Here is a 13,018-nt window from a genome sequence, read left to right on the forward strand (position 1 = left end):
GAATGGGGAGGTTAGTCAATGAATTGCTAGACTTGGCAAGAATGGAGTCAGGAAATATTCAACTCCAATATTGCAAAACGAATATTACGGTAACTTTAAATAAAGTGATCCGTAAGTTTTCGGCTTTAGCAAAGGATTTGGGAATAGAGTTAACAACTGAGGTAGATCCTAATATTAAGGAAGTATTTATTGATGTTGATCGCATCGAGCAAGTGATTACTAACTTAGTAGACAATGCAATGAGACATACTCAAAGAGATGGAAGAATTACCATGAGAGCAAAACCAAAAGGAATTAGAAAAATATTATTAGAAGTCGAAGACACTGGTGTTGGAATCCCTGAGGAGGATTTACCATATGTTTTTGAACGTTTCTATAAGGCTGACAAAGCGAGGACAAGGGGTCACTCAGGTACTGGGTTAGGTCTTTCTATAGTAAAAAATATTGTACATGCCCATGGTGGAAGCATCTCAGTTTCAAGCCAATTAGGACAAGGAACGACATTTTCTATTATTCTTCCGACTCATAATTTGACAAAAGAATAAGGTTACCGTCGAAAAAAATATGAAAATCTTGTTTAACGTGAAACAATCTTATTTACCAGGCAGAAGTTGGCATAGATGTCAATTTCTGCCTTTTTCATAATGTAGGAGGTCGTCACTTTTGTGGTAGAAACATTGGGAAATTGTAGGCATATTTTAATAGTAACTGTATAAAAGGAGGGTTCTGATTTTGAAATATATGATAAAAAAAGATGATATCGTGCAGACCAATGAAGAATATAGTTATGAGGACTTAGTTGCAGATATTGAGGCATTAAAAAGTAGATATCCTTTTATTCAAACCGATATTATAGGATCATCAGTAATGGGTAAATCAATTTATGCGATTCGCTTAGGAATAGGACAAAAAGAAGTATTTTATAGTGGTGATTGGCATGCAAATGAATATTTAACTGCACCATTATTAATGAAATTTGTAGAGGATTATGCAAAGGCATATACACAAAAAAGAACATTACGCGGATATGATATTGAATACCTTTATCGTAACAATTCGATCTGGATTGTGCCTATGGTAAATCCAGATGGTGTTGAACTCGTGATAGAAGGAATCACACCATCGCATCCGTTTTATCAAAGTGTACTTAGAATCAATTCTGGTTCGAAAGATTTTAGAGGTTGGACAGCAAATATAAGGGGTGTTGATTTAAATCATCAGTGGCCAGCAGATTGGGAGCAGGAAAATGATCGAAGTCCGCAAGTTCCATCTCCACGAAAATATGGGGGTACTAGACCATTAACTGAACCAGAAACTATAGCCATCTATGATTTCACAAAAAAACATAATTTTAGAATGGTGTTAGCCTTTCATTCTCAATGCCAAGTTATTTATTGGGGATTTAAAGGAATGGAACCACCCGAATCAGAAAAAATCGTAAACCGAATGGCTATTCTGACTGGATATGTCCCAGAAAAAACAGCATATAGTGGGGCAGGTTATAAAGACTGGTTCATTCAAGAATTTCGAAAGCCAGGATTTACAATTGAGGTAGGTATTGGGATTAATCCTTTACCTGTATCTCAATTCCCGCAAATTTATCGAGAAAATCTAGCTGTTTTATTAGAAGCCCCTTTACTTTAAAAAATTAACAGAGTTCATCGTTAGATGAACTCTGTTAATTTTAATGTCACTTATTTACCTTCACTATATCTTGCAACACATTCTTCGTATAATTGAATAGCTACTTCTTTGTCCTTCCATCCTTCAATATTGGTTATCTTGTTTTCTAAGTCTTTATAGACTTTAAAGAAATGTTCGATCTCCTTCAAAATATGTGATGGCACATCGTTTAAAGTATTGACTTCTTTAAATCGAGGATCATCAGCTGGAACAGCTAATAGTTTTTCATCTTGTCCTTTATCATCAGACATAATAAGAACTCCGATCACTCTTGAACTGATCACACAGCCAGGAAAGGTTGGAAATGTTGTCAGTACAAGAATATCTAATGGATCTCCATCAAGAGCCAAGGTGTTTTCAAGATAGCCATATTCAGTAGGATAATGTACAGGCGAGTATAATACTCGGTCTAAACGAAATACCCCCTTTTCCTTATCAAATTCATATTTGTTTTGACTACCTGTTGGAATTTCAATAAATGCATCGACGATTAAGTCTTTAGACATGAATGTTGCCTCCTCAATTCATTATGTATCATATTTTTTGTTTACATTTGACATTATAGCAATTTGAACAAATAAAGCAAATATAGGTAGAAGCAAAAAACCACCTAGGAAATCTAGGTGGTTTTATGTAAGTCATATTATTCTTCAACTTTGATGGAGTCAGTTGGGCAACCTTCAGCTGCATCACGAACATCATCTTGAAGTTCTTCAGAGATTTCAGCTGTTCCTTGGTTGTCGTCTAAAATGTTATATGCAATACCATCATCATCGTAATCGAATACATCAGGAGCTGTTGCACCACATGCTCCGCATGCAATACATGTATCTTTATCTACCCAAGTTTTCATATTTTTCACCTCCCATATAAGTTGGATGTCCACCAACTCATTGTCCACTTCCCTTTTCTATTGTAGAATGTCTTTTAATATAATGCAATACTTGAAATTTAAAGTTTTTTAACTCAATCAATTAAAATTTGGAATTTTGGGTAAGGGTGCTCCTTGATACCAATCTTTATATAATAAAAAGTCCTTTTCATGAATTGCATTTGTCGAGATAAGAAATTGAATCAGTTCTTCTAAATTCATTGTAGTGTCTCGATTTGCTTTGGCATAGGCATCAATATGAACCGTTATATCTTCAGGTTTGTAAAAAGTGATGATTGTATCCTTCGCCAAGATCATGGCAATGATATAGTTCTTTTGGTGAATACTTGCCTTATTCCACTCATTCCAATTCACAAGTGACTCATCAATGTATTGGCTGATAGGATTCCTATTTTCCTGCTCCCAAACCCATATATGTCGATAAAATTGAGTTTGGCTTTGCAAATAATATTGAATCGCTTGATTTAATAATTCATGTCTATTAGGATTTTCTAGATATTGTTTCATTTGCTCCAAGCTTTGTTGAATTAGTTCAATACTCTTTTGTAAATAGGGAGAACTAAATTGATACTTGGTCATGTTCGTTTTCATTTCTTCAACCGATTTTTGCATGGAATTTACCATGTTAAGATCTATAGGGGATTGGTTTATTTTCCCATACACTTCTTTAAGCCACAGTTGAGTTGGTAAAAAAATAAGTTTATTAAAACTGATGATTTCACCTTCTGTATAGGTGTTTTGATCAATATTTGTTGGCACATTAGCTTTTAATTGTTTTTCCATCACTTTTGCTCCTAAGAAAAAGCCTGTTAAAAATAAAATCAAAATAAACAAAATATAGTAAATAACAAAAAAATCTTTTTTAGATAAACGACTTGAATTCATAGAATCCTCCTACCAAATTTTAATTCTAATAGTTTTAGTATAAAAAAACAAAAAGATAAATCTATGATAATATGTTACTAGAATGTTACACTTTTTATTGTTCATGATAGCCCACAAAAGTGACGAACTCATTCGAAGCATATTCCGATTACTTTTGTGGGGTCCCATTATAATAATGAAAAGAAAGTTTCTTTCTTTACAATTTAAAAAGGAATGATCACATGGTTCCCTTTTTTATCTTATGGGTGGTTTATCAATTAAATGGAGATCGCTCCATTACTGGGGTGGTGAGGATTTTAAAAGGATCGTATGCTAAGCAAACCATTCAAGATACGCAATTTTACAACCTTCATCCCTATTATGGGCTGTTTGATGGAATCTCGGCTAATGAAATAATAAATCAAATTGAAGAATTAACAAAACACCATTTTCTTTATATACAAAATGAACAATTGATCATTACTCCACAAGGTATCAATCAGTTAGATAAATTGAAGAGGAATATTGTTAAGAATCAACTATTTCATATCGAGCAAGATCATTCTATTTTATTAATTGATCGAACTACGAAAAATACGTTTTGGAAAAGATTAAGTTTGTTAATTCAAACATTATCTTATTTATCATACCATGATTTTCATTTTTCACCGGTGATTTCAGATCTTCCTGTTCAGAAATGGGTAAAGAAGCTTTTAATCTCGAATACAACAGATAGGGTGCAACGACTAACGAATCAGTTACATCTTGAAATGAATCAATTAAAAGATGATTTATCTGAACCAGAACAAAAAATACTTTTGTATCGTTTATCTGGACGACATCGAATGGCTTTTACATGGAGGCAACTTGAAGAAGAATTGGGCTATTCTATTCAAGAAATAAAGATTATGTTTAATAATTTGACCTATCGTTTGTTGCAAAAGGTTTATCATGACCCAACTCGTTTTAAATTATTGAATATGATATCAGAAATTGATAATAAAAGAAGTTATTTGTCTCCATCAACCATAAAAACGATGCAACTTTTAAATCATGGATTTTCAATTGAAGAAATTGCAAGGAAAAGAGGCTTAACAGAAGGTACGATTTATGATCATATCGTGGAGATCATTTTACATTCACCCATTGATCTCACAAGATTTACAGATGAATGGAAGATTGAACAAATTAGAGAGTTGTATCGATCTATAGGTTCAACAAATCTATCTGAATATAAAAAGAGGCTTGATCCAGCAATTTCATATCATGAAATACGTATGGTTTTAGCGGATCAAATAAAAACAAAAGAGTGATTGAAGATGTTAACAAAATATTTATCACGGTACTTTGGCTATGACTCATTTCGTGATGGGCAAGAAGAAATTATTCAGCATCTTCTAAAAGGGGAGCATGTGCTAGGGGTATTGCCAACTGGTGGTGGGAAATCAATATGCTATCAACTACCTGCACTTCTTTTTCCAGGGATAACGATTGTAGTATCACCACTTATTTCCTTAATGGAAGATCAAGTTATACAATTAAAAAATATGGGCCTATTTATTGCTACATATATCAACAGTCAACTTTCTTATGAAGAGATCGTTTATAGATTGAAAGGTTTAGAACAAGGGAAAACTAAAATTTTGTATGTTTCACCAGAAAAACTACAGCAAGAAGCATTTTTTAATCGTTTAAAAAAATGAATATCTCTCTTTTTGTGGTAGATGAAGCTCACTGTATCTCTCAATGGGGACATGATTTTAGAACGGACTATTTGCGATTAAGAGATTATATAGTTCAACTCAATGAGCCTACAGTCCTTGCATTAACTGCCACAGCAACCCCAATTGTTCAGGAAGATATTATTGAACAATTAGGCCTACAACAAATGTATAAAATCGTTACATCCCTTGATAGGAAAAATATTGCTTATGAAGTGATTCAAGTAGACACGATCGAAGAGAAAAAGGTAGTATTGTTTAATTTACTTGAACATCTTCAAGGGCCGGGAATCATTTATGTAAATACTAGACTCACAAGTGAATGGCTATCTGATGAGTTAAAAAGAAATGGATTTAATCGCATAGAAGCATACCATGCTGGATTACCTAATGAAGATCGATTGATTATTCAACAACAATTTATGCGAGAGGATCTAAACGTTATTATTGCGACGAAGGCATTTGGTATGGGGATAAATAAGAAGAATGTCAGGTTTGTCATTCATTATGATATCCCAGCGAATATCGAAAGTTATTTACAAGAGACCGGAAGAGTGGGAAGGGATGGAAAACAAGGATATGCTGCTCTCATCTATCAAAAAGGAGATGAAGAGACATCTATCCATCTTATCGATAACGAATATCCCGATAAGGAAAAAATACAGTTGGTTTGTCAGCAAATCAATCAACAAAAGAAAGAAAATAATTTCAGAATAGAAGATTTTAAACAAGGGACAATATCTGAACAACAGTTAGAATTGATATTTTTTTATTTAGAAAAAATGGGTCATATTTCTTGGTTGAAAACAAAGAGTGGCTATAAAGTACAAAGGAATGAGGATATATTATCTTATCGGTGTATAAAAGAACTTGAACAAATTTTTGAACAACGCAAAAGAAAACGATATGGTGAAGTGAATCACATGATTCAATTTGTCAACCAAAAAACCTGTAGACGGTTAAGCATTTTGGAGTATTTTTACGAACAAAATCTGGATAAGCCGGCCTTTTGCTGTGATATATGTGGTATAAAGATAGAGAAGATCTTTGAAAAAAGGGAAAAAACGATACAATACAATGCATGGAGTTGGGAACAGGAGTTATCTAAATTGCTTCCCATATCAAGGAGCGCTTATGAAAAAGAGAGAAAAAATTGATATAGAATCATTACCTGTAAGAGTATTGGTTATCAATCTTTACCTGACTCAATTTATTTCAGTAGGACTTGCGTTTATCCTCTATTTAATTTTACACAGAATGAATCCCATTGAAGCTATTGTGTCCATTTTACCCGGCAAATTGATTCAACCTGTGTTGGTTGGTTTTCTTTTTAGTCTCGTTGTTATAGTTGTTGACATCATACTATCAAAGAAATTACCTGAAAAATGGTTAGATGATGGAGGCATAAATGAAAAATTATTTCGCCATTTACCCATCTGGCATATCGCTATTATTGCGGTAATGGTTGGTTTTGTTGAAGAATTTTTATTTAGAGGTGCCGTTCAATCCTATCTTGGCGTTTTTCTTACCAGTCTTATTTTTACTTTGATCCATTTTAGGTATTTAAAAAAATGGGTGCTCATTTCTATGACTTTTCTTATTAGTCTTGGTCTTGGATATTTGGTGATTTTAACTGGCCAATGGATTAGTGCATTTGTTGCTCATAGTATGATAGATTTTGTTCTGGGTATACTCATACGAAAGAATTGGTTATGAATAGCAAGCTTAAGCCTCAATGCAGGATTTTGGCTCATTTTATCGAATAAGAAGGTGGAAGAGGCAACAATCGAAAGGTAGATGTAATGATGGAACAGGTATGTAAACAAGAAAATATTGAATACAGTTCACTACCACCCAGGAAGACAATTCATAAAAACAAAAAGAAAGAAAAAAATATAAAATTAATCTATTACAACTGATTGTTGGAGCTTTTATCCTTCTAATCTTTATAACAGGCTATATCTTATACCCTGATCATGAAGCAAGAAAAGAACAAAATGGGATTCCTATCAATCCTCCTAATTTTGAAGTCATACAACCACAGAGCAATCTTTCTTCTAATCAAAATTTAAATCCTAATCGTGAGAAGGATCAAAACGAGGTTGTTCAAGAAATAGAAACAAAAGAAGAAACTAAAGAAAGTATTCATATTGTTAAGCCTGGTGAGAATTTGTATAGAATTTCATTAAAGTATTATCAAAGTGGAAAATATGTCTCAGCATTAGCAAAATATAATGGTCTAAAGAATAGTGATGACCTATATGCAGGGTTTAAATTAAAAATTCCTGATAAATCATTGTTACAATAAACATTTTAAATTAATACATCCATTACATACGATTCATCTTTTATTGATGAATTTTTTTTGCAGAAAATGTCATTTATAATCTGTTATAGTCGCCAAAAATAATCTGTTATATATCTCATTATTTAGATAAAGATTAGTAAGTTTTTGAAAAACGTATTTGCACCAACAGTTTTCACTATGTACGTGTTGTTAACTAAGTGATAGATAAAAATTTTTCCGTATCTGTTGCTATATAATATTTATACTGTTATAATCAAAAATGAAAATAAGTTTTTATGTAATTGACTTATTTACACAGCGGATATAATCAAGAAATAGAAAATATTGTTATATCCTTTGTTAAGTGTCTGTTACACTATTTTAGATCTAATGGGTGAGGAGGTATATAAATATGTCAAAATTACCAATTAAAAATGAGCTAGGTTTTTTTGAAATTCGTTTAGAGTCTATTGGGGGACTTGGTGCTCATTTAGCAGGAAAAATGTTAGCAGAAGCTGGCGTACTTGGGTTAGGTCTTAATGGTGCCCACTTTTCTTCCTATGGGTCAGAAAAGAAGGGTTCTCCTGTAAAATCCTTCATTCGCTTTGGGGAAGGTGAAATTCGGGCAAGTAGTCCAGTAGAACGACCACACATTGTTGGGGTATTCCATGAAAATCTTTTTAAAACGATCGATGTTGCAAACGGTTTATATCCAGATGGAGTAATCATTGTTAACACAACAAAATCTCCAGATGAGATTCGTGAAAAACTTCATATTAAATCTGGAACAGTTGCAGTCATTGATGCTTTAGGAATTTCAGTAGAAGAAAAGACTCGTGTAAATACAGCAATGTTAGGTGCACTTTTCCGTTTTGCTGACTTCTTAAATCCAGAAGCCATGAAAAATGTAATTCGTGCTACCTTTGAAGAAAAGTATCCGAAATTAGTTGATTCCAATATTCGTACCTTTGACCGTGGATTTAATGAAGTTAAGTTTAAAACTTACGAAGCTGAAGAAGGGGCTAAGGCTGAATATGTACGTCCAAAGCCAGTATTAGGTTATGAAACTCAACCTATTGGTGGAGTGATTCTTAATCCAGGGAATAGTATTCTTAAAGACTTAAGTGGTTCAAGGGAAGGCTTCTTACCTGCTTTTGAAATAGAAAAATGTATTAACTGTGCTTCCTGTGACATTGCTTGTCCTGATGGTTGCTTTGTATGGGAAGAAAAAGAAGACAAGAAAGGTCGTCCACAATTATTCTTACAAGGAATCGACTATCAATATTGTAAAGGTTGCCTAAAATGTGTAACAGTATGTCCAACACAAGCACTCACTACATTAAGAGAAACTGAGGGATATGCTGATGAACATCGAGTACCACATCAATTTGTTTTAGCATCTAATTAAGGGGAGGGGTTATAATGGCTATCGAAGAAAAAGATTTAAAGATAGAACAAAAAGTAGATATAAAAACAGGTAATGAAATGGCAGCTTTATCTGTTGCACAGATTAACTTCCACGTGATGGGCTATTTTCCAATCACCCCATCTACTGAAATTGCAGAATTTCTAGATGAAATGAAAACACGTGGTGAACATGATATCGTCATGATCCCTGCTGATGGCGAACACGGTTCTGCTGGTATCAACTTTGGGGCTGCAACTGGAGGCGGACGTGTATTTAATGCAACTAGTGCAAATGGATTCTTATATATGTTAGAACAATTACCAGTTCAATCAGGTTCCCGTTTTCCAATGGTGCTTGATTTAGTTACTCGTTCTGTCAGTGGGCCTTTGAACATTCGTGGAGATCATTCTGACCTATACTACGGATTAAATATAGGATGGCCAATTCTTATTGCTAGAGATCCACAGGCTGTATATGATATGAATATTATCGCTACGCGACTAGCTGAACATAAAGATGTACGTTTACCTGTCATTGTAGCTTATGACGGTTTTGTGACTTCTCACCAAAAACGAAGAGTACACTATTTTAATGATCGTAAAATTGTTCAAGATTTTGTTGGAGAAATGCCAGAAGGTTTTGTTCATGCATTAGATCCTAAGAATCCTGTAACGATTGGTCCATACATGAATGATGATTATATCAATAATAAATATCAACAATCACTAGCTATTTACAATGCTGGAGAGGTATTTAAGCAAATTGCGGCTGAATATAAAGATTTATCAGGACGCGAATATCCTGTTTTAGATGAATATATGATGGAAGATGCGGAAGTAGCTTTATTCTTACTTGCATCTGCTGCTGAAACAGCGAAAGATGTAGTAGATAAGCTTCGTAAGCAAGGAATAAAAGCTGGGGTTATTTCACCTAATATTATCCGTCCATTTCCAGCAGAAGAAATCCGTAAATCCTTGAAAAATGTGAAAGCTTTACTTGTAGGTGAACGAGCTGACTCATACGGTTCTAATGGTGGTAATTTATCTCATGAAATTAAAGCAGCCCTTCAGGAAGATAAAGAAAACCAAACGATTGTATTAACTCGAATCTTCTCATTAGGTGGAAAAGATTTCTATTTCGATGAGGCTGAAGATTTCTTTAAGTTAGCTATTGATGCTGCAGAAAAGGGTTATGCAGAAGTACCTTTTGACTATTATGGTGTTAACCCTGGTGATCCTGATAAAGCACCTAAGCGCGTTCTTGAACCAGTAAATACTGATGAATTTAAAACAGGACTTATTAAGGTTGAAAAAGACGAAAATACTGGAAAATTGAATGTAAAAATTCCACCTTTACGTCAATTGATGAAAAAACCTAGACGTTTAGCTCCTGGTCATGGAGCATGTCCAGGCTGTGGAATTTTCCCTGGATTAGAAACGTTCTTTAAAGGAATTGAAGGGGATATCGTTGTTCTTTTCCATACTGGTTGTGGAATGGTTGTTTCTACAGGTTATCCTTATAGTTCACATAAAGGAACTTATATCCACAATCTTTTTCAAAACGGTGCTGCAACGCTTTCAGGATTAGTAGAAATGTTCTGGGAGAAAAAACGCCGTGGAGAAATAGAAGTGAGTGACGACTTTACCTTTGTGATGGTTACTGGTGATGGAGGTATGGATATTGGTATGGGTCCATCGATCGGTGCTGCATTACGTAACCATAAAATGATTATCATTGAATATGATAATGAAGGATATATGAATACAGGAAGTCAGCTTTCTTACTCTACGCCAATTGGGCATATGACATCTACATCTGGTGTAGGAGAAAAACAAGGTGGTAAAGAAACTCATCACAAAGACACGGCTCAAATTATGGCTGCAACAAATATTCCATATGTCTTTACTGCAACTGAAGCATTTCCTCAAGATTTAATTAAAAAGGCTGCAAAAGCACAATGGTATGCACAAAATGAAGGATTAGTTTATGGTAAAATTTTAATCACTTGTACGTTAAACTGGAAAGTGAAAGATGACCAAGGAGCTGCTATTGTTGGCACAGCTGTTAACTCTTGTTTCTTCCCACTTTATGAGGTTGAACATGGTGTAACGACTATCACTTATGATCCAGAAGAAAAAGGGAAAAGGGTACCCGTAAGTGAATGGTTAGGAATGCTAGGTAAAACAAAACATTTACTAAAACCTGAATACGAATCAACACTTAAAGCATTTGAAAATGAAGTGGAACTTCGTTGGCAGCGTCTAAAAGCTAAACACGAAAATCCATTATTGTAATCAAAGGAAGGACCTCAATGAGGTCCTTTTTCCGTTCTATCTAGCTTATTTTTTAATAAGCTAGATAGAGGGGGATGTTTTTATGTTTCCAATATTATATCTTTTCCAAGTTCTGATTGCCGCGATTTTAGCATGGTACACAGTTTATGGGTATGCTGGTCCACCTTCAACAGGAGATCAATTATCAGATTGGGTTTCTTTTTTTATTGCTGAAAAACAAAATCTTCTTTATACCTTTGCACTATTATATTTGATCATGTTTATTTTAAGTAAGCCTACAAAATATGCAATTAAAATTCTAAAAAATCGAAAAATATCTATGTATCAATGGAAAAAATGGCAAGCGATCAGCTTACTATTAATTATTTTTGATGTATATTTCTATCTTATTATTGAAGTTGACGTTTATTTTTTCATTCCTTTTTTGTTATTTTGATCGTAAAAACTTTTATACGTAAAGAGCAAGGGCTATTTCAAAAATAGCTCTTTTTATTAAATAAATTCATAAAAAATAAAAAAATTTTCAAAAACTTGTTATAATGAAAATAAATAGAATATTTAGATAAGATTCAGAGGGTGGGGCGAATGGAACGAGAATATTTAAAAAAGGGAATATATAATGTTAAAGCCATTTCAAAAAAGTTAGGAATACAACCTGGCACATTAAGGGCCTGGGAAAGAAGATACAAAATCGTTACCCCGAAACGAAATGAGGTTGGTCACCGAATTTATTCCGAACATGATCTAATGGTTTTAAAGTGGCTTGTAGATAAAGTCCAACAAGGTTTTACGATTAGTCAAGCGGTTGATTTACTTCTAGAAGAAGAGAAAAATTTAACTTCATTAATACCTTCGGATGGGATCTTGAATCTGAAAAAGGAGGAGATCCAAAAAAAGATATTCAATTCGCTTTTGGAATTTAATGAGGTAGAAGCTGAAGAATTGATCAATTATGCATTAAGTTTTTATCAAGTAGAAACCATCCTAATGGACATTTTATTACCGATTGCAAAATCAAGTGAGGGAATTACTAAATCGATCACAGAAGGTCAATTGAGATATATTAAAAATTGGATTCGAATTAAAACATTATCTATTTATCAACGAATCCCAATCCGGCCTATATTACCAAAAGTACTTACAATATCGACATCTGATGAACTAGATGAACTAGTGATTATCATATTATCTATTTTTTTAAGACTTAGAGGCTTCGAAGTGTATTACTTAGGACAATCTTTAGATAAGAAAATTATAATGACCTTGTTACATAAACTAGACCCGGTTTTCCTTTTCACTATCGAAACAGAAGAGCTTACAGTGATAAATCATCTTTTGCCTTGGTTATATGAAAACTTTCCACATGTGAAATTAGGAATTTTAGGTGCTAAATCAGAAGAGGGCCAAAAACATCATTTGGGAGAAAGTATGAAAGAATGGGAAAACTGGTTGAATGCTAACTTAAATACAAATGATATGTTGATGAATTCGTAAAGCTTCTTCGATGAAGCTTTTTCTTTTTTCAATTTTATTTACTATCTTAAAAGTTTTGTAAAAAAGAAAAATTTTGTATTGCTAACTAATTAAATTTATTATTTAATAGTAGTATAAAGCTAGAGCAGGTCATCAGATGACCGTATAATCATAATAACGCTTAACTTTTTTGTTGAAATGAAAGATAGCGCTTTCACAAGTCTAGCTTACTTAGTTAAGGGAAAATTAAGGGGGGAGGCCAATTTTATTTTTTCTTGTTTTCTAAACTAGATAAATTGAAGTATGGGGGAGTGTAAAAGAATATGTGGAGTCAGATTTATGATCCAATGAATTCAATTTTTCTATCAGCTTTAATTACAGCAATACCAATTATTT

The 13,018-nt window shown here is 33.4% G+C and carries 13 protein-coding genes; 10 read left to right on the forward strand and 3 right to left on the reverse strand.

Features of this window, described 5'->3' with window-relative positions:
- Window positions 1-2: 2 nt before the first annotated feature.
- Together U473_RS15135 and U473_RS04490 are read left to right on the forward strand one after the other, a co-directional pair.
- A complete protein-coding gene (locus U473_RS15135) occupies window positions 3-545 on the forward strand; it encodes a sensor histidine kinase (RefSeq protein ID WP_235589064.1) in 543 nt (180 codons plus the stop codon).
- A gap of 196 nt (window positions 546-741) precedes the next feature.
- Window positions 742-1,644 (forward strand): M14 family metallopeptidase, encoded by a 903-nt coding sequence (locus U473_RS04490; protein ID WP_068727464.1) that lies wholly within the window; start codon window positions 742-744, stop codon window positions 1,642-1,644.
- A 50-nt stretch (window positions 1,645-1,694) separates the two neighbouring features.
- Here the strand turns inward: U473_RS04490 and U473_RS04495 are convergent, their stop codons facing one another.
- The 3 genes from U473_RS04495 to U473_RS04505 form a co-directional block, all read right to left on the reverse strand.
- Window positions 1,695-2,189 (reverse strand): inorganic diphosphatase, encoded by a 495-nt coding sequence (locus U473_RS04495; RefSeq protein WP_068723785.1) that lies wholly within the window; start codon window positions 2,187-2,189, stop codon window positions 1,695-1,697.
- 137 nt (window positions 2,190-2,326) lie between these two features.
- On the reverse strand, window positions 2,327-2,536 hold the full coding sequence (locus U473_RS04500; RefSeq protein WP_068723788.1) for a ferredoxin: 210 nt from the start codon (window positions 2,534-2,536) through the stop codon (window positions 2,327-2,329).
- A gap of 117 nt (window positions 2,537-2,653) precedes the next feature.
- Window positions 2,654-3,460, reverse strand: a complete 807-nt coding sequence (locus U473_RS04505) for a YneF family protein (RefSeq protein WP_068723790.1) — start codon at window positions 3,458-3,460, stop codon at window positions 2,654-2,656.
- A gap of 221 nt (window positions 3,461-3,681) precedes the next feature.
- On the opposite strand from U473_RS04505, the gene U473_RS04510 reads away from it, so the two are divergent.
- From U473_RS04510 to U473_RS04540, 8 genes are all read left to right on the forward strand, one after another.
- The gene (locus U473_RS04510; protein WP_068723793.1) at window positions 3,682-4,752 is read left to right on the forward strand and encodes a helix-turn-helix domain-containing protein; all 1,071 of its coding nucleotides are present in this window, start codon (window positions 3,682-3,684) and stop codon (window positions 4,750-4,752) included.
- A 6-nt stretch (window positions 4,753-4,758) separates the two neighbouring features.
- Window positions 4,759-5,142, forward strand: coding sequence for a DEAD/DEAH box helicase (locus U473_RS14170; RefSeq protein ID WP_082732375.1), 384 nt, complete (start codon window positions 4,759-4,761; stop codon window positions 5,140-5,142).
- The gene (locus U473_RS04515) at window positions 5,139-6,317 is read left to right on the forward strand and encodes a RecQ family ATP-dependent DNA helicase (protein ID WP_082732376.1); all 1,179 of its coding nucleotides are present in this window, start codon (window positions 5,139-5,141) and stop codon (window positions 6,315-6,317) included. The genes U473_RS14170 and U473_RS04515 overlap by 4 nt, the downstream gene beginning before the upstream one ends.
- A complete protein-coding gene (locus tag U473_RS04520; RefSeq protein WP_068723795.1) occupies window positions 6,295-6,876 on the forward strand; it encodes a CPBP family intramembrane glutamic endopeptidase in 582 nt (193 codons plus the stop codon). The genes U473_RS04515 and U473_RS04520 overlap by 23 nt, the downstream gene beginning before the upstream one ends.
- Window positions 6,877-7,859: 983 nt before the next feature.
- Window positions 7,860-8,855, forward strand: a complete 996-nt coding sequence (locus tag U473_RS04525; protein ID WP_068723797.1) for a 2-oxoacid:acceptor oxidoreductase family protein — start codon at window positions 7,860-7,862, stop codon at window positions 8,853-8,855.
- Between the two features lie 14 nt (window positions 8,856-8,869).
- Window positions 8,870-11,149, forward strand: a complete 2,280-nt coding sequence (locus U473_RS04530) for a thiamine pyrophosphate-dependent enzyme (RefSeq protein ID WP_068723799.1) — start codon at window positions 8,870-8,872, stop codon at window positions 11,147-11,149.
- An 82-nt stretch (window positions 11,150-11,231) separates the two neighbouring features.
- The gene (locus U473_RS04535; RefSeq protein WP_068723801.1) at window positions 11,232-11,585 is read left to right on the forward strand and encodes a hypothetical protein; all 354 of its coding nucleotides are present in this window, start codon (window positions 11,232-11,234) and stop codon (window positions 11,583-11,585) included.
- Between the two features lie 149 nt (window positions 11,586-11,734).
- Complete coding sequence (locus U473_RS04540) at window positions 11,735-12,643, forward strand: MerR family transcriptional regulator (RefSeq protein ID WP_068723803.1); 909 nt, start codon at window positions 11,735-11,737, stop codon at window positions 12,641-12,643.
- Window positions 12,644-13,018 lie beyond the last annotated feature (375 nt).

This window comes from Tepidibacillus decaturensis, from assembly GCF_001561915.1.
GTDB lineage: Bacteria > Bacillota > Bacilli > Tepidibacillales > Tepidibacillaceae > Tepidibacillus_B > Tepidibacillus_B infernus.